We start from the raw sequence: 17,436 nt of genomic DNA on the forward strand, positions 1-17,436 counted from the left end.
TACCAACGGCCGGGGGTTCACCGTTTATATATAGGCAACCGCGTTGGCGAGGTGTGTACCGTGCGTTGCGCCAAAGGTAGCGGCGAAACGCATGCGGTAAATGTGGCCGCGGGTGGCAAAAGAATGGCTATTTCTGCCATTGAAATTCCACTGCGGGAATGGCTAAGCTGTCCAGCACACGTTGAAATTGCTTTTCGGAAAGCGGCGTACTCATAGCCGACCGTACCGCGGGGTCGCCAATATCGGACGCGAAATCTTGTGCGCGGATTATATACTGATAAAAGCCATCGTCCCTTTTAGCGAAAATGAAATCAGCGGTGTAGCCAACTTTGCTAACGCCATGAATTCTCTCCGCATCGATACCCCTTGATGTATCGGGCCCCTCGGATATAAAATAATAAAGCGTTTTATCATATCCTGCCGGGTCATCAGCCACAAGATATGGTCCGACGATTTGCTGCTCACTCATGTCGAGGCACGAAGTGAGAATAAAATTGAGAATAAATAGAATAGGCGTGAACAAATAGGTTTTTTTCATAGCAAACAGCTCCGTTTAATCACCACCGATAGAGAAAACCATTTATTAAATGGTTTTCTCTATCGGTGGCTTTTTCAAGATTCTCAGGGTACATACTTACTCCTGAATAGATATTATAATGAAGAACGAACAATGCGCTTTCATATCGAAAAATCCAATATGCAGTGTCAAGACCATCGAGTTTATTGATAAACTCCACATTAAATTTTGCTTCTAGCTTGTCAGCAGTATTATAAAAAAGATTATAATCGCAGTTTTCTTCAATAATTAGCTCATTATAGCCATTAGCTTTGTCTATCTTAATCATTTTTATATATAAAACAGGTTGCTATATTATTCATAATTGGTGTTAATCCAGTGCCGTTTAAAAGGTGGCCATTCGAGCACGGAAAATAATTTACTCCTTCGAAAATCGTAGTTGCTGAACCAGTTCTCATAAAAAAAGAACTTATCGCCTGACTCGTCAATCACCCCATATGTTATCAAAAACGCATCATCGTTAAAGTGTTGATCATCTGCGTCGGTTACGTAAGTTAATAGCTCTTTCTTAGTCACGCCTGATGCCAGTAAATAAATAGTAGGGCCATCATTTGTAAAAGCAAGTGGGCCCAGGCTGCTTTTGACGAATGTCTTTCGTTCATCACTCAAAGACACTTTCTTTCCGATGAATAAGCTTCTGAAAAATGCTTTCATCCTGCTCGATAAATAGTTTTTACCCAATCCGCGAGAAGCCGCAGTAGCCGTGCAGCACCTCGGGCAGCTCGATGCCGTCGGCGGTTTGGTTGTTTTCCAGCAGGGCGGCCACGATGCGGGGCAGGGCCAGGGCCGAGCCGTTGAGCGTGTGCAGGAGCTGGGTTTTGCCGCCATCGGCGCGGTAGCGGCACTTTAGGCGGTTGGCCTGGTAAGTTTCGAAGTTGGACGCCGACGACACTTCGAGCCAGCGGCCCTGGGCGGCGCTCCACACCTCCAAATCATACGTCAGGGCGCTGGTGAAGCCCATGTCGCCGCCGCACAGGCGCAGCACGCGGTAGGGGAGGCCCAGCTTTTGGAGCAGGCTTTCGATGTGGGCCACCATGCCGTCGAGGGCGGCGTAGCTGTTTTCGGGCTGGGTAATCTGCACAATCTCCACCTTGTCGAACTGGTGCAGGCGGTTGAGGCCCCGCACGTCGGCGCCCCACGAGCCGGCCTCGCGGCGGAAGCAGGGCGTGTAGGCTGCGTTGCGGATGGGCAGCTTCTCGACCGGGATAATCTCGTCGCGGTAGAGGTTCGTCACCGGCACCTCGGCCGTGGGGATGAGGTAGAGGTCGTCCTTGGCGTCGTGGTACATCTGGCCCTCCTTGTCGGGCAGCTGGCCGGTGGCGGTGGCGCTGGCCTCGTTCACCACGATGGGGGGCTGCACTTCAGTATAGCCGGCGGCGCGGGCTTCGTCCAGGAAAAAGTTGATGAGTGCCCGCTGCAACCGGGCCCCCTGGCCCTTGTACACCGGAAAGCCGGCCCCCGTCACCTTAATGCCCAGCTCAAAATCAATGATGTCGTATTTTTTGATCAGCTCCCAATGCGGCTGGGCCCCGTCGTACAGGTCGGGCTTGGTGCCGTGCTCGCGCACCAGCTCGTTGTCGGCGGCGGCGCGGCCTTCGGGCACGCTGGCGTGGGGCAGGTTGGGCAGCTTGTAGAGCAGCTGCTGGATGGCCAGTTCCACCTGCGTCAGCTCGTCGGTGGCGGTTTTGGTGTGCTGCTTGAGCGCCGTGGTGCGAAGTTTCAGGGTTTCGGCGCCGGCCTTGTCGCCGCTTTTCATCAGGGCCCCAATCTGGCGGGCGAGGTCGTTGGCTTCGGCCTGGGCGGCGTCGTGGGCGGTTTGCAGGGCCCGGCGGCGCTGGTCGAGGTCGAGGACGGCGGCCACGTCGGCGGGGCCCGTGGGGTAGTGTTTCTTGGCGAGGCCGGCCAGTACCCGGTCGGTTTGTTCTTTGAGGACGGAAACTTGCAGCATGGGGGGCGGGTTAGGAAAGCGGCGGCAAAGGTAGGCCGGCAGGCAGCCGATTTGGCCGTTCGCTCGTAATCCCCTAACATTGCGGTAGCAACCGGCCCCCGTGGCCGGGCCGGCGGGCCCCGAGGGCCGCTGGCCCGCACCGACCACCTACCTCTTTTTTAAGTAGCGCCGGGTTGCCCCATTATTATTGCTCCACCCGATTTGTGTTGTTGTGCCGCGCCGACGCGGCCCCTCGGCCGGCGGCTTGCCGGCCGTTGTCCCCGCGCCACGGGCGGCCCCGCAGCGGCCCGCCGGCCCCTCCCCGATATTCCCTCCCTCTAATTTTTCTATGCATACCCTCAACGAGTTGAAGGACCGCTTGCTGCCCGACCTCAAGGAAATAGCCGAGCAGCTGAGCGTTGGTAACTTTAAGCGGCTCAGCAAGCAGGATTTGATTTACAAGATTCTGGACCAGCAGGCCCTGCAACCGGGCCCCGACGGCCCCGCAGATGCCCTCGAAGCGGCCCCGGCCGCCCGGCCCGTCCGCGCTCCCCGGGCCGTGGCCGCCCTGGCCTCGGCCGCCGCCGAGCCCGGCGCCCGGCCGGCCCGCGCCAGCCGTCGCCCTGCGGCCGTGGCCGAGCAGCCGTTTTCGGACGTGGCTTCGCCCACCGAAACCCCCGCGCCCGCGCCCGCGCCAGCTGCGCCTGCCGAAGCCGTGGAAGCCGCCGCGCCGGTACCCGCGGCCCCGCTGGCGGCCGCTGCCGCTGAAGTGCCGGTAACCGAAGCCGCCGAAACAGTGGCCACGGACTCCGCTGCCAGCGCCGCAACGGCCAGCGCTGCAACGGCCGGTGCCGAAGCCCCGGCGGAGCGGCCCCGCCGCGAGCGGGTGGGCCGCAACGGCCGCCCCATCAGCGAGAACCGGGCGGCGGAGCAGGCCGCCCAGGCCATCCGCGACCAGGCCCGCGCCGCCCGTGAAGCCGTGGAAAGCAGCGAGGGCGACGCCGTGGGCCTGCCCGCCGCGGCCGAAACGGCCGCCACCGATGCCAACGCCCGCTACAACGGGGCCCCGGCCCGCGACAACGGCCGGCGCGACTACGGGGCCGACGACTACGCCAACCGCCGCCCTGACCGCGACCAGCCGCGGGCGTTCCGGCAAGACCAAGCCCGCACCGGCCAGGACCAGCCCCGCGAGTACCGCAATGACCAACCCCGCGAGTACCGCAACGGCAACGGGCAGGACCAGCCGCGCAACGACCAGCCCCGTAGCGGCCAGGACCAGCCGCGCAACGGCCAGGACCAGCCGCGCAACGACCAACCCCGCCTGACCCGCGAAGAGCGCCAGGCCCAGCGCGACCAGCAGCGGCAGCAGCGCCGCGACGAGCAGCGCGCTAACGGCCAAAACCCCGACCAGCCCCAGAACCCGCAAAACCAAGGCCAGCCGCAAAACCAAGGCCAGCCGCAAAACCAGAACCAGCAAAACCAGAACCAGCGCCCGGCCCGCCAGGAAATCGACCTCGTAGTGCCCGGCAACGGCACGTTCGAGCTGATGCCCGACGGCGGCTACGGCTTTCTGCGCTCGCCTTTTTACAATTACCTGGCCTCGCCCGACGACATTTACGTGTCGCCGCAGCAGGTGAAGCAGTTTGCCCTGAAGCCCGGCGACACGGTGGTGGCCACCATCCGGCCGCCGCGCGAGGGCGAGAAATACTTCGCCCTGGTGGGCATCGAGAGCATGAACGGCCGCTCCGTGGAGGAAGTCCGCGACCGGGTGCCGTTCAGCCACCTCACGCCGCTGTTTGCCGACGAGCGGATGCAGCTCAGCACCAAGCCCAGCCAGATTAGCACCCGCGTGCTCGACATGTTTGCCCCGATTGGCAAGGGCCAGCGGGGCCTCATCGTGGCCCAGCCCAAAACGGGCAAGACGGTGCTGCTCCAGGAAATCGCCAACGCCATTTCGGAGAACCACCCCGAGGTGTATTTGATGATCCTGCTCATCGACGAGCGGCCGGAGGAAGTGACCGACATGGCCCGCACCGTGAAGGCCGAAGTGCTCAGCTCGACCTTCGACGAGACGGCCGACCGCCACGTGAAAATCGCCGAAATGGCCCTCGACAAGGCCCGCCGCCTCGTGGAGTGCGGCCACGACGTGGTGATTCTGCTCGACTCCATCACCCGCCTGGCGCGCGCCTACAACACGGTGCAGCCCAGCAGCTCGCGCATCCTTTCGGGCGGCATCGACGCCGGGGCCCTGCAAAAGCCCAAGCGCTTCTTCGGCGCGGCCCGCAACGTGGAGGGCGGCGGCTCGCTCACCATCATCGCTACGGCCCTGATTGAGACGGGCTCGAAAATGGACGAGGTAATTTTCGAGGAATTCAAGGGCACCGGCAACATGGAATTGCAGCTCGACCGCAAGCTGGCCAACAAGCGCGTGTTCCCGGCCATCGACATTCCGGCCTCCGGCACCCGCCGCGAAGACCTGCTGATGAGCAAAGAGGAGCTGGGCCGCGTGTGGGTGCTGCGCCGCTTCATGACCGACATGAGCGCCACTGAGGCAATGGAATTCTTGAAAGACCGCATCAAAGGCACCAAGGATAACAACGAGTTCCTGCTGTCGATGAACGGCTAAGCGGCATTTATTAGCTGTTAGCTTTTAGCGGCTGACTATTAGCTTTTGCGCTGATTCATGGTGTTTTGCCGACTGGTACTGCACGTTTGTTTTCAGCTCCCGGTTTAAGCCGTGCCTCAGCCAGTAAAAAACGCCAAACCGGCCGGTTTGGCGTTTTTTATTGGGTCATAATCTCCAAAAGTGCGTTTGCTGGGCGCGGCCGGCTACCAGCCGGTGCGGTAGTCGCGCTTCACGAAGCGGTTGGCCTCGTCGAAGTTCGTGACCCGCAGCTGCTGCGGGTCCCAGAGCAGCTCGATGCCGCGGCCGGGGTAGTCCACGCCGGGGCCCGTGGCCCGGGGGCGCTGGATGTCGTAGCCGCGAATGGCGAGGTTGGCCATCAGCAGCGCCTCGGTGAGGGGCCCGGCCAGCTCGAACGGCGAGCTGACCTCCTTCTTGCCGTAGCCGGCCAGGCAGGCCTCCACCCACTGGGCGTAGTGGCCGTCGGCCCCGCCCGGCACGCGGGCCAGCGTTTGCTTCACCTGCACCTCCTGGGTGCGGGCGGTGGGCAGCAGGCGCGGCTCGGCCGAGTAGGTGCTGGCCATCATCTTGCCCTTGCTGCCCACGAAAAGGATGCCGTTGCCGCCGTCGCCAAACTTTTCGGTGGGGCCCAGCTCGGCGGGGCGCTCGGGCTGGATGCCGCCGTCCATCCAGTGCACCGTCACGGGGTGCTTGGTTTTGTTGGTTTGCGGGAAAGTGAGCGTGGCGTGGCTCGACGGCGGGCAGCTGTCGGGGAAGTAGCCGCGCTTAAATTCGTCGACGTACACGCTGCCCACGCTGGCCTGCACCGCCGTGGCGTAGCCCAGGTTCAGCACCCGGAACGGCGCTTCGAGCAGGTGGCAGCCCATGTCGCCGAGGGCCCCGGTGCCGTAGTCCCACCACCCGCGCCAGTTAAAGGGCACCAGCTTGTCCACGTAGGGCCGGGCGGGGGCCGTGCCCAGCCACAGGTCCCAGTCCAGCGCGGTGGGCACGGGGGCCGGGGTGGTGGGCCAGGCAATGCCCTGGGGCCACACGGGCCGGTCGGTCCAGCAGTACACGGTGTGCACCTCGCCGATGAGCTTGGCGTCGTACCATTCGCGCAGCTGCCGCACGCCGTCGTTGGAAGCCCCCTGGTTGCCCATCTGGGTCACCACTTGGTAGCGCTTGGCCGCCTCGGTGAGGGCGCGGGCCTCGTGGATGTCGTGGGTGAGCGGCTTTTGCACGTACACGTGCTTGCCCAGCTGCATGGCCGCCAGCGTGATGATGGCGTGGTTGTGGTCGGGGGTAGACACCGACACGGCGTCGATGTTTTTGGCTTCTTTGTCGAACAGCTTGCGCCAGTCTTTGTAATACGTGGCCTGCGGAAATGCCTGCACCGAGCGGGCCGCGCGGCGCTCGTCCACGTCGCACAGGTAGCCGATGCGCACCTTGCCGGTTTTGGCAAACGCGGCGATGTCGCTCTCGCCCTTGCCGCCCGCCCCCACGCCGGCCACCACCAGCTGGTCGCTGGGGGCGGTGTAGCCCCGGCCGCCCAGCACGAAGCGCGGCACAATGAAGAACGTAGCCGCCGCAGCGGCCCCTTGCTTGAGGAATGTGCGCCGCGTCGGCGCGTCGGGAAGCTGGCTCATGGGCGACCAAAGTTGGGTGGGAAACGGGCCGCCGGCCGGGCGCCGAGCGGGGGCAGAGCGAGGGAAGCGCGGCAACACAAAAGCGCTGCCAAATGCCGTGCGAAGCTAGGCGGGAAAGCCGAATAAACTCTGGGCCGGCCCGCGCAGCTCAGCGCCCCCGGGCATAGCTCGCCCCGCGCCCCGTGGGCGCTCAGAAATGCCGCCAGAGCAGCATGGCCACGAAGGCCGCGCTCAGGCACAGCGACGACACCTGGTTCATGCGCATCGTCCAGCGGAAGTTGGCCAGGGCCGCGTCGTGCCAGGCCAGCCAGGCCCAGCGCCCGAACAAGGCCACCACGGGGCCCGTGGCGGCCAGAAAAATGAGGGTGTTGCGCGGTTCGCCGCGCAGCCAGTAGGCCAGCGCCAGGGCCCCGGCCCCCGCCAGCAGGCCCACCGCCGCAAACACGAACGTGCCCCGGATGCCCAGCCGCAGGCTCAGGGTGCGGTCGCCGCGGCGGCCGTCTTCGGCGTGCTGGTACACTTGGGTAAGTGGGTAGGAGCCGCACAAAAACAGGGTGCTGACCAGGGCCAGCAGCAGGTTGGTTTTCTCAAAGAGCAGTGCCGGCCCGGCCCCCGCGCCCACCTGCGCCATCAAAAATGTGAAGGCACCCTGGAATACTACCACCACGGCTGTACTCAGCAGCGGGTACTTTTTCAGGCGGATGCCCTCGTAGCTGTAGGCCTTGGAAACCAATAAATAAACCACCACCAGCCCCGCGAAGGCCCCCGAGAGCAGCGCAGCCCCGGCCACGGCCAGCGCGTCGAAGAGCCACACCAGGTGCAGCAGCGCGGGCGTGACGGGGGGCGGCGCTTCCAGCCCGCCGATGCTGCCCTCGTCCCGGTCGTAGTAGGAATTGTAGCCGTTAGAGGCCGGGTAGGCCAGCAGGTGCAGCACCGCGAACACGCCCAGGGCCCGCCCGCCGCTCCAGGGCCCGCGCAAGGCGCTCAGCCCGAACCAGAACACGGGCATCAGGTAGAGCGAAAACGGGATGCGCAGCAGCGGCAGCGCCTTTCTGTATTCAGTTAACATTTAACAAATATCATTCATCAGGCGCGGCGCGGGTGAAGGTGGCAAGAACAACAAAAGTGCGCCGGAAGAACGCGCCGGCCCCGCCCCGGGCGGCTCCCGCCCCGGGCGCACCAGCTGTTAAATGATAATTGTTAAATGTTAATTGCTCGCCGGCCAGCCCACTAAATACGTGACTTCGGGGCCCCACCAGTGGCGCTTTTTGCCGGCCTGCCAGGCGTAGCGGCCGGCGGGGTCGGCGCGGGCGGCCAGGGCCAGCAGCTCGGCGGGCGCGTAGAGGCGCAGCAGCGACACCGTGCCGTCCCAGATGGTGCAGAGCGGGATGACGGGCACCAGGTACGTGAACACCAGCCGGCTGAGGCGAAACGGCCGGAAGAACGGCGTGAGCAGCAGCTGGGCCACGGGCAGGGCCGTCCAGGCCAGCAGCAGCTCCCACCAGTGCTTGCCCGCCCCCTCGAACACGCCGATGCCGCGGCCGGCCCGCACGGCATCGCGCAGCAAGGCCTCGGCCGCAGCGGGCGGAAAGTGGTGGAAGGCCGAAAAAATGACTCGTAGCCCCGGCAGGTGCTCCGGCACGGCCAGCGCGTCCACGGGCCCCGGCTCGGCGCGGATGGCCCCGGCGGTGCGGGCGGCCACGTCGGCCCAGGCGGCGGGCTGGGGGTAGAGGTCGGTGAGGACAACGGTGGCCTCGGGCAGGCCGGCGGCGCACAGGGCCCGCCACACGGTTTCGGTGCCGCCGCCGGCCCCGGCCCCCAGCTCCAGCAGCTGGGTTTGGCCGGTGCGGCGCAGGCCCTCGGCCAGCAGCGGCACGATGGGCCGGTAGGTGCCCAGCGCCGAAATCATGAACCGCAGGTAGTCCATCATCCCGGCCCGGACGACGGCCGGAAACCAGGGCAGGTCTTCAAATTCGAACAGGCGGAGGCGGAGCTTCAAACTGCGAAGGAAAAGGCTACTTATTTGGTAGAGTGGGGCAAAAACAGTGCGGTGGCTAATCTGCGGGAAGCTAGTCCGGTGGCCAGCAGCCAAGGCAAGCTGAACAGCAAATAAATTATAAGCTGGTGCCCGACCATCGAAAGGCTAAACCGATTGTAAGCAACGGGCCAGGGCACCAGCGCCATCAAAACCAGTGGTATTTCATAGGCAAGCAACGATTTATAAACCAGTTCGTTGGGTGTAAGTGCCTTGCAACTGATCGAAAACAAGTAATAGTGCCGAATCAAACCACAGACCGCTGCGGAAGCCAGGCCGAGTAGCAAAAGGATAACGGCAGTCTCCAGTTGATCGCAGGCGAGTGAAGTAATAGCATCCGCATGATTATTAGCGTAATATGCTGATGCTGTGATAAGGGATTTCTTTTTTACGCAATCAATAAAAGCAAAGGGCATTACTGCACTTGCCCAAATAAGCAGCCCCACCCATAAATGCCAGCGGTAATGGTGCCACACCAATTGTGAGAGCCGGGGCGGGGAAATGGCGTGGGCAGGCATGGAATAGAATGTTCAAAAAAATCGTGGGATGGTTTTGCAAAGCCGGGGCCGTGCCGCGCAGCTTTTATGATGCGCCTCGCTTCGTGTCAACAGCAGTTGAGTAGCGACCTGGGTTGGTAAATCCGTGCCACTGTTGCGCTACGGCTGCTTTTTACCCCACCAGCCGTTGCAGCCAGCGGCGGGCCAGCGGCACCTGGGCCAGGCGCACGCCGGCGTTCACCAGCCAGGGCTTGTTGCCCAGAAACCGCATGATGCGGTAGCTGCGGGCCAGCTGGGGCCCCAGCCGGGCCTGCACGGCGCGGGCGTACTGCTGCATAAAACCGGTGCTGAAATCCTGCTGCGCGAAGCAGGCCACGGCCTGGGCGGCGGCCAGGATGCCGCTTTTCACGGCCGTGTCGATGCCGTGGCCCTGCAAGGGGTCGATGAGGGAAGCGGCGTCGCCGCACAGCAGCCAGTGGGCCCCCGCCAGGGCGTGGGCTGGCCGGCCGGTGCCCAGCGGCAGCCCGAAGCCCGCCAAGGGTCCCAGGGCCCGCGCCTGGGCGAAGCGGCCGGCCAGCTGGGGGTGCGTGGCTAGTAGCTCCAGCAAGGTCTTTTTTAGGTCCACGCCCTGCTTGGCAATGTCGCTGGAGAGCATGCCGAAACCCACGTTGTGCACGCCCGCGCCCACCGGAAACACCCACAGGTAGCCGGCGGGGTACTTTTTGAGGAAGAAAAACTCGGTGGTGCGGCCGTCGGCATCGGCCATGCCGGTGTAGTAGGCGCGCACGGCAGCGCAGTGGTGGGCGCGGTCGAGCCGGCGGTGGGCCAGCTGGCGGGCGGCCACGGAGTGGGCCCCGTCGCAGGCGATGAGCAGGCGGGCGTGCAGCCGGCGGCCGTCGGGGGCTGTCAGAGTAAGGCCGTCGGGCGCTGGGGCGAGGGTTTTGACGGCGAACCCCTCGCGGATTTCGGTGGCGGTGTGGCGCTTCACCAAAGCCAATAAGGCGGCGTCGAAGTGCAGGCGCGGGCTGTTGAAGGTGGGCAGGTGCCAGCGCACGGCCAGGCCGCGGCCGTTGGGGGCCACCACGCGGCTGGTGCGGGTTTCGGCCTTGGGGTGCAGGCCGGCCAGCAGCTCGTCGGCGTAGGCGGGGTCGAGCTGGCGCAGGGCTTTCAGGGCCGGGCCGGGGATGGCGTCGCCGCAGATTTTGTCGCGCGGAAACCGGGCTTTGTCCACCAGGGCCACCCGCAGGCCGCTGCCGCGCAGGGCCAGGGCGCAGGCCGTGCCCGCCGGCCCGGCCCCCAGCACGACGACATCAAAGGCAACGTCGGAAGGCTCGGGCACGGTGGAGGGGGAAGAAACGCCCGAAATTAGCGCCTTCACCCCAACTGCACGGGCCCCCCCGTACTTTCGGGCCCGATTTGTGACAATTCGGAGCCATGCGTTTCTCTTATTTCTGGGCCTGCCTGCTGCTGAGCGCCGGGCTGAGCGCCCCCCACCGCGCCCACGGGCAGGCCGCCCCGCTGGTGCGCGACGTCGGCCTCGTGCTCGACACCACCCGCTACGCCGCGCCGCAGCAGCAGCTGACCGTGGCCGGCGAGCCGCGGCTCTACTTCTACTACCACGCCGACGACCAGGCCGCCGAGGTGCACGCCACGCCCGCGGGCCCGGTGCGGCGCCTGCGCCTGCTGCCCTCGCCCGACTTTAAGGTGCTGGACTCGCTGGTGCGCGGGGCCGACGGCAGCTACCGGGCCACGGTGCGCTTCCGCAACCTCACGGCCACGCCGTTTGTGCGGCTCGTGTTCGGGGCCACGCCCGACTCGGCGGGGCGGCCCGAGCGGCAGCAGGCCGTCAGCTTATTGCCGCTCACGCGCAGCAGCCTGGGCCTGCGCGTGGCCAACCCCGAGCTGTTCGTGGGCGAAGAGAAAATCGTCGACCTCAACACCGACAACCCCGCCAACGTGCGCCTGACCAACACCTGGACGCGCGGGCAGGACATCGACTACAAGGTGACGCTGGAGGGCACCGGCCTGCGCCTGCACCTGCTGCCCAACGAGCCGGGGCCCCACACGCTGGTGCTGAGCCTAGTGGCCGAGCGCCCCCGCCTGGGCCCCGACGGCAAGCTGACGTATCAGTACCCGCCGCTGCGCCAAGACTTTACGGTGAAGGCCAGCCGCCTGCGCTTCCTGAGCGTGGACCACAAGGACATTGCCTTCGACGAGGCGGGGCGCGTGCAGGGCACGGAGCTGATACTGGATGACGGCCACTCCTTCGACCTGCACCACACCTACCGCCTCGAGGCCCAGCAAGACCCCGGCGGGGCCCTGGTGGCCGAGCTGTACACGCGCAGCTACCTCACCAACGACCGGGTGCTGTGCCAGCTGCGCGTGTTCAACCCCCACCGCCAAACCGAAGGCTACCTCTACATCAAGGACGGCGACGCGGCCCGCTACGTCACCAACTTCGACATCGCGCCCCGGCCCCACGTGGCCGTGGTGAGCGTGCTGCACCGCGGCGGCGACTGGAGCCAGAACCTGGCCGTGAGCCCCGGCGAAACCGTGGACGTGCGCCTGGAGGGCGAGTCGCTGCTCAAGGGCCGCTTCCGGGTGGAAGACCTGCTGCCGGTGGCCTCCGACTCGTCGGTGCGCTCAAATAATTCGCTGATTTACCGCGTGCAGGTGCCGCTGGGCGTGGTGCGCCGCCGCCTGGCCATCCTCGAGGGCACCGCGCCCACGGGCTTCGTGCTGGCGGTGAAGGAAGTGCAGCGCCCGCACCCGCTCAACTTCGTGAGCGTGAGCTACGGCGAAGGGGCCGTGCCCGTGACGCGCCTCAGCGGGCCGGTGCTCTACCAGCACGCCATCCGCGACGTGGTGTTCGCCTTCAACACGGGCGGCATCGACGGGGCCCAGGCGCTCTACGGCAAGCAGTGCCTGACGGTGGACGTGCGCGTGCTCGATGCCAAAAATAACCTGCTCGACCAGAAAACCATCGACAACCTGGTCGTCTGCCCCGGCGAGCCCTCGCCCCGCGCCGCCTATTACCAGGACAAGCAGTGCCAGAGCGGGCCCCTGAGCCTCAACGCCCTGCTCGACCACAAAACCTACGACCTCGGCGACTGGTCGCGCATCATCGTCACCCTGAAGCACAACGCCGGCCAGTACGGCGAGCCCGGCTACAGCCAGGTCATCGACCTGGTGCTGAGCCGCCGCAGTACCTTCGATATTGACGTGAGCTTCCCGGCGGGCCTGCTCACACGGCAGGAAGGCGTGTCCGGCTACGGCAGCTTCAGCGGCATCAGCATTGCCACGCTGGCCCAGTTCAGCTTTTATTCGCCCGGCCGCATCAACCACCTGCGCCCCTACAAAATCGGGGCCGGCTTCGTGGCCCTCAACGCGTTCAACCTGGCCCAAAACGCGGCCGACCGCGACCTGGGCGTGGTGGTGCTGGGCTCGGTGACGCCGCTGCACACGGGGCGGCTCACGTTTCCGCTGTACCTGGGCGGCGGGCGGCTGCTGTCGGCGGGCAAGTGGTTTTACCTGCTGGGGCCCGGCATCGGGGTGAGCTTGTAGCGGGGCCTTACGCGGCCACCGCGTAGGTCGGCCGCTGCTGGGCCCCGGGCCGGAACAGCCAGTCGGCGTACATGACGCCGGTGGCCAGCAGCGCGGCCGGCAGGTACACCCAGCCGTGGAACTGGTAGAGCAGGGCCAGGTAGGCCACGTTGCCCAGGGCGAGGGCCAGCACCAGGCCGGCCAGCAGGAAAAACCCCAGCACGGCCCCCAGCGTCCAGGCCAGCCGGCGGGCGCGGGTGGGCACGGCCAGCAGCCGGCCCATGGCCAGGCGCAGCAGCGGCACCAGCGGCGCGGAGCTGGCCGCGGCGGCCCCGCCCACTACCGCGCCCCACTTATACTCGGCGGTGTGCGGGGCGGAAAAATAAAACAGCAGCGTGCAGCCGGCGGTGCCCAGCAAGTTGGCCAGCAGCCACAGCCGGCCGCTTTTGCCCCAGGAATGGTACCGGCGTTGGGCAAACGGGAAGTGTAACATCGCAGCGGGTTCGGGTAAAAAGAGTCGATAGAAGGGGTTTAAGTCGCCGCTAACCGCGCGGCAGGCGGGCAGTTTAGTTCAGTTGCAGGCCGCGCCAAGCGCCCACCAGCCGCTTGAGGCTGTAGGTGCCGGGGGCGGGGCGGGCCCGGTATATCCAGCCCACGGCCAGCAGCGACGCGCACAGGTACGGCTCCGTGATGCTGAACAGGTGGCCGATGGAATCGAGGGGCAGCAGCGTCACGAATAAGTAGTTGCCCACGAAGAAGGTCAGCACCGCACCCAGAACGGCAAACAGCCGGCACCGCCACCCAATGCACCAGGTGTAGCGGTTGGTGAACGCAAAAAACGGCACCGCCAGCGGCACGCAGGCCAGCGACAGCAGGGCCGCGACCGCGCCGATGCCCAGCGGAATGGTGAAATCGGTGGGGCAGTCGCGGCAGAAGTCGAGCAGGAGCCAGCCCGTGCCGCCCAGGTTGCCCAGCAGCCAGATGTGAAGGGTGCGGGTGGTGGCGGCGGAAGCGGTGAGCGGAGCGTAGAGAGGGGCCATAAAGTGAGCGAATGGGAGCGCGTGAAAAACTGGTGCTGGCTAAGGGGATTGCCGAGAAAGGGCCGGGTTAGGAACCGCTTATTCGACTGGTTGCCGACCTACGAATGACTGTAAATGAATGGATTGAAAGAATTTTAAAGATTTTTTTTGGGAATATCATTCCCAAATTGGCACTGCCTGAGCGGTACCAAAAAGAAGGGCGAAACGCGTGGTTTGCGCGGGGTTACGGCGGGCGGGCTCAGTGCCCTGGGGCAGTAGGTTAACCGGGGCTTTTCCCAGCCTGGGAACAAACTTTTTTGTTGCCGGCCCTTTGCCGGGCGGGCGGCTGCCTGCCCGGCAAAGGGCGGTGCGCGGGGGGCGCAGAAAAACCCGTGCGCTAAACCGTGCCCAGGGCCAGCGCCGGGGCCCGAGCGCCGGGGCCCAGACCCGGGATGGAAAACTTTTTTTGGCATTTGGCGGGATTCCCTTAGCTTTGCATAACAAAGCACTTCGCATATTATGCAGCCCGACCCGCTCGCCCAGCTCACCGAAATCCGCGCCATCATGGAGCGCAGCTCGCGCTTTCTGTCGCTCTCCGGCCTGAGCGGGGTGGGGGCGGGCGTGGTGGCGCTGCTGGGCGCGGCGGCGGGCCACTTCTACCTCAGCAGCCACTACCCCAGCGAGTACGGCAGCGACGGCTACCGCCACCTGATTGCCAGCACCGCGGCCGAGCGGCAGGCGGCGCTGCCGTTTCTGCTGCTGCTGGCGGCCGCGGTGGCGGGCGCGGCGGTACTGGTGGCCTGGTACTTTACGCGCCGGCGCATGCGGCAGCAAGGCAGCCGGCAGCCGCTCTGGAACGGCCTCACGCGGCGGCTGCTGGGGGCCATGGCCGTGCCGCTGGGCGCCGGGGCCGTGTTTTGCCTGCGCCTGTACCTGGGCGGCGACGCGGGCCTGGTGGTGCCCGGCCTGCTGGTGTTCTACGGCCTGGCGCTGCTGAACGCCAGCAAGTTCACGCTCGACGAAATTCGCTGGCTGGGGCTCACGCAAGTGGCCCTGGGGCTGGTGGCGCTGGGGCTGCCGGGCGGGGGCCTGGTGTTTTTCGCGCTGGGCTTCGGCCTGGGCCACATCGGCTACGGCCTGGCCATGTACCACCGCTACGAGCGGGCCGCCCCGGCCGCGGCCCCCGCCTCCTCCGTATTGGGCCGGTGAAGCACCTCATCCACGCCCTCAACAAAGCCTTCGACCACCGCGTGCGGCTGGGCGTGATGGCCGTGCTGCTGGCCACCGACGCCGTGAGCTTCACCGACCTCAAGGAAGTGCTCGACCTCACCGACGGCAACCTCGCCAGCCACGTGGCCGCCCTCGAAAAGGCTGGCTACGTGCTGGTCAGCAAGCAGTTCATCGGCAAGAAGCCCAATACTACCTACACCGCCACCGCCGCGGGCAAGGCCGCTTTCCAGCAGCACCTCGCGGCCCTGGAGCAGCTGCTGCGCCCGGGGTGACCGTCGCGGAGGGCAAAGCGCCGGCAAGCGGCCGCTTGTTTGGCTTTGCCCTTTCAACCGCCTTCCCGCCCCGTGCCCTGTGCGCGTTTTTTTATCTCATTTTACTTTGTAATACAAAGAACTTTAAATAATCATGGAAACTTTCCTGCCTCCCGCCGCCGCCTGGCCCGCGGCCCCGGCCAAGCCCGCCCTCACCCCCCTCACCGCCGCCCAGCAGCTGCTGCTGCCACTGGGCGTGGTGCTGTTCGATTGGTTGTTCTGGGCCGAAAAAACGGGGGTCAACCTGCTGCTGTACAGCGTATTTGTGGTGGGATGCCAGCTGGCGGTGCTGCCGCGCCACGCGCCGGCGCGGCGGGCGGGCCTGTTCTGGCTGGCCGTGGCGGGCAGCCTGTTTGGGGGCCTGATGGCGGCCGTGTACGGTTCGGGGGCCGCCGCGCTGGCCAGCGGCGCGTCGCTGCTGCTGGTGGTGGGTTACGCCAACCAGCCCCACCTGCGGCTGCTGGCCTTCGCGCTGCTGACGGCGGCCGGCAGCGCGGCCCAGGCCGGGGCGGCGGTGCCCCGGGCCTGGCCGGGCCGGGGCGTGCGCGGCGGGCAGGTGCGGCGCGGCTGGTACTACGGCCGGCTGCTGCTGGGGCCCCTGGCGGTGCTGGGGCTGTTCCACGGGCTGTTTGCGGTGGCCAACCCGCGTTACGCCGCCCTGAGCGGGCGGGCCCTGGCGGCGGTGGGCACTTGGCTGGCCCGGCTCTGGCCCGACTGGTCGGTGGGCCACGTGCTGTTCCTGGGGCTGGGCTACTGGCTGGCGGCGGGGGCCCTGGTGGCCGTGCCGGTGTACTACTTCGCCGACCGCGAAGCCCGCCTGGGCGAGTTCGTGCGGCGGCAGCGCGACCGGGTGGCCTCGTTTGGGGTGCGCCGGCCCGATTTTCGCCGCCGGAATTTTCAAACGCTCGACTTGCGCCAGGAATGGCTGATGGCCGTCGCGGCGCTTGGGCTGGTGAACGCGCTGCTGCTGGCCGTGAACGCCATCGACATCAACTGGCTGTGGTTCGGCTTCGAGCCCGCGCCGGGGTTCGACCTCGCGCAGTTCGTGCACGAGGGCACTTACGTGCTCATTTTCAGTATTTTGCTGGCCATGGGCATCGTGCTGTGGTTTTTTCGGCGCAACCTGAATTTCTACGGCCCCGGGCTGCCCTGGCTGCGGGCCGGGGCCACGGCCTGGGTGCTGCAAAATGCCGTGCTGGCCGTGTCGGTGGGCCTGCGCAACTACTACTACATCCAGCACCGGGGCCTGGCCTACAAGCGCCTGGGGGTGTGCTTCTTCCTGCTGCTCACGCTGTTCGGGTTGGGTACCATGCTGCTCAAAATCTGGCAGCGCCGCTCCGTGTACTTCCTCGTGCGCTGCAACGCCCTGGCCGCCTACGCGGTGCTGCTGGTGCTGGCGGCCGGCAACTGGGAGGTGTGGATGGCCCGCTACAACCTCCAGGCCCGCTTTCATACCGTGGACGTGGGCTTCCTGCTGGACATGCCCGGCCGGGTGCTGCCCGAGCTGCAAGCGGCCCGGGCGGTGCTGAACCGGGTGCCGCAGCTCACGGGTAGCACCAGCTACGGGGCCCCCGTGGTCATTTCCGCCGCTGATGCCCAGAGTCGCCTCGACGCCGCCGTGGCCGCCTGGCGCCAGCGCCAGCGCACCTACGCCGATTGGCAAGGCTGGAACTACGCCGACTGGCAAGCCGCGCAAGCATTGCGCTAAACGGCTAAGGGCTCCAGCATTGACTTCAAAAAGCCGTTAATTAATTCAGTAAGTCCATGACAATTAAACAATTCGCCTGCCTGGCGCTGTGCCTGGTTACCTGCTTCGGCGACCTGGCCACTTTCGGTTTTTTGCTCTCTTGGCGCGACCGGGCGGCCACGCCCAGCCGGCGGCGGGCCCGGCTGCTGCGCGGGGTGGTGCCGGGCGCGGTGGTGCTGGGGGCCCTGCTGCTCACGGCCCTGGTGCAGGCCATGCTGCGGTGGTCGGAACAATGAAACACAAGCACCCCGTGACCGCACAGAGGAGCGCTTTTGGCCAAC

Annotated in this window: 17 protein-coding genes; 6 read left to right on the forward strand and 11 right to left on the reverse strand. The window is 65.7% G+C overall.

Going from position 1 to position 17,436, the window contains the following annotated elements; translation table 11 throughout:
* Positions 1-127: 127 nt before the first annotated feature.
* The 4 genes from HNP98_RS15925 to serS are packed head-to-tail and all read right to left on the reverse strand — an operon-like array spanning position 128 to position 2,525.
* Entirely contained in the window at positions 128-538 is a 411-nt protein-coding gene (locus HNP98_RS15925; protein ID WP_173811156.1) for a hypothetical protein, read from the reverse strand.
* A 19-nt stretch (positions 539-557) separates the two neighbouring features.
* The gene (locus HNP98_RS15930; protein ID WP_173811157.1) at positions 558-845 is read right to left on the reverse strand and encodes a DUF3630 family protein; all 288 of its coding nucleotides are present in this window, start codon (positions 843-845) and stop codon (positions 558-560) included.
* Between the two features lie 26 nt (positions 846-871).
* Positions 872-1,231: a hypothetical protein gene (locus HNP98_RS15935; RefSeq protein ID WP_173811158.1), complete on the reverse strand. Its 360-nt coding sequence runs from the start codon at positions 1,229-1,231 to the stop codon at positions 872-874.
* Positions 1,232-1,250: 19 nt separating this feature from the next.
* Positions 1,251-2,525 (reverse strand): serine--tRNA ligase, encoded by a 1,275-nt coding sequence (serS, locus tag HNP98_RS15940; RefSeq protein ID WP_173811159.1) that lies wholly within the window; start codon positions 2,523-2,525, stop codon positions 1,251-1,253.
* Positions 2,526-2,853: 328 nt separating this feature from the next.
* On the opposite strand from serS, the gene rho reads away from it, so the two are divergent.
* The gene (gene rho, locus HNP98_RS15945; RefSeq protein ID WP_173811160.1) at positions 2,854-5,130 is read left to right on the forward strand and encodes a transcription termination factor Rho; all 2,277 of its coding nucleotides are present in this window, start codon (positions 2,854-2,856) and stop codon (positions 5,128-5,130) included.
* A gap of 203 nt (positions 5,131-5,333) precedes the next feature.
* On the opposite strand, the gene HNP98_RS15950 is transcribed toward rho, so the two are convergent.
* The 5 genes from HNP98_RS15950 to HNP98_RS15970 form a co-directional block, all read right to left on the reverse strand.
* Positions 5,334-6,773 carry a Gfo/Idh/MocA family protein gene (locus tag HNP98_RS15950; protein WP_173811161.1) on the reverse strand — a complete coding sequence of 480 codons (1,440 nt, stop codon included), beginning with the start codon at positions 6,771-6,773 and terminating at the stop codon, positions 5,334-5,336.
* Between the two features lie 190 nt (positions 6,774-6,963).
* Positions 6,964-7,842, reverse strand: coding sequence for a UbiA family prenyltransferase (locus HNP98_RS15955; RefSeq protein WP_173811162.1), 879 nt, complete (start codon positions 7,840-7,842; stop codon positions 6,964-6,966).
* Between the two features lie 138 nt (positions 7,843-7,980).
* A complete protein-coding gene (locus HNP98_RS15960) occupies positions 7,981-8,772 on the reverse strand; it encodes a class I SAM-dependent methyltransferase (RefSeq protein ID WP_173811163.1) in 792 nt (263 codons plus the stop codon).
* Between the two features lie 20 nt (positions 8,773-8,792).
* A complete protein-coding gene (locus tag HNP98_RS15965) occupies positions 8,793-9,326 on the reverse strand; it encodes a hypothetical protein (protein ID WP_173811164.1) in 534 nt (177 codons plus the stop codon).
* Between the two features lie 151 nt (positions 9,327-9,477).
* Complete coding sequence (locus tag HNP98_RS15970; RefSeq protein ID WP_173811165.1) at positions 9,478-10,644, reverse strand: geranylgeranyl reductase family protein; 1,167 nt, start codon at positions 10,642-10,644, stop codon at positions 9,478-9,480.
* A gap of 95 nt (positions 10,645-10,739) precedes the next feature.
* On the opposite strand from HNP98_RS15970, the gene HNP98_RS15975 reads away from it, so the two are divergent.
* Positions 10,740-12,869 carry a hypothetical protein gene (locus HNP98_RS15975; RefSeq protein WP_173811166.1) on the forward strand — a complete coding sequence of 710 codons (2,130 nt, stop codon included), beginning with the start codon at positions 10,740-10,742 and terminating at the stop codon, positions 12,867-12,869.
* A 7-nt stretch (positions 12,870-12,876) separates the two neighbouring features.
* Here HNP98_RS15975 and HNP98_RS15980 read toward each other — a convergent pair whose 3' ends face one another.
* Together HNP98_RS15980 and HNP98_RS15985 are read right to left on the reverse strand one after the other, a co-directional pair.
* On the reverse strand, positions 12,877-13,341 hold the full coding sequence (locus tag HNP98_RS15980; protein ID WP_173811167.1) for a hypothetical protein: 465 nt from the start codon (positions 13,339-13,341) through the stop codon (positions 12,877-12,879).
* A 73-nt stretch (positions 13,342-13,414) separates the two neighbouring features.
* Positions 13,415-13,888, reverse strand: a complete 474-nt coding sequence (locus HNP98_RS15985) for a hypothetical protein (protein ID WP_173811168.1) — start codon at positions 13,886-13,888, stop codon at positions 13,415-13,417.
* Positions 13,889-14,386: 498 nt separating this feature from the next.
* On the opposite strand from HNP98_RS15985, the gene HNP98_RS15990 reads away from it, so the two are divergent.
* From HNP98_RS15990 to HNP98_RS16005, 4 genes are all read left to right on the forward strand, one after another.
* Positions 14,387-15,076, forward strand: a complete 690-nt coding sequence (locus HNP98_RS15990; RefSeq protein ID WP_173811169.1) for a hypothetical protein — start codon at positions 14,387-14,389, stop codon at positions 15,074-15,076.
* Positions 15,073-15,369, forward strand: a complete 297-nt coding sequence (locus HNP98_RS15995; RefSeq protein WP_173811170.1) for a winged helix-turn-helix domain-containing protein — start codon at positions 15,073-15,075, stop codon at positions 15,367-15,369. Before HNP98_RS15990 ends, HNP98_RS15995 begins: the two co-directional genes overlap by 4 nt.
* A 133-nt stretch (positions 15,370-15,502) precedes the next feature.
* Positions 15,503-17,116 (forward strand): DUF4153 domain-containing protein, encoded by a 1,614-nt coding sequence (locus HNP98_RS16000; RefSeq protein ID WP_173811171.1) that lies wholly within the window; start codon positions 15,503-15,505, stop codon positions 17,114-17,116.
* Between the two features lie 56 nt (positions 17,117-17,172).
* A complete protein-coding gene (locus HNP98_RS16005; RefSeq protein WP_173811172.1) occupies positions 17,173-17,391 on the forward strand; it encodes a hypothetical protein in 219 nt (72 codons plus the stop codon).
* Positions 17,392-17,436 lie beyond the last annotated feature (45 nt).

This window comes from Hymenobacter caeli (genome assembly GCF_013294115.1).
Classification (GTDB): domain Bacteria; phylum Bacteroidota; class Bacteroidia; order Cytophagales; family Hymenobacteraceae; genus Hymenobacter; species Hymenobacter caeli.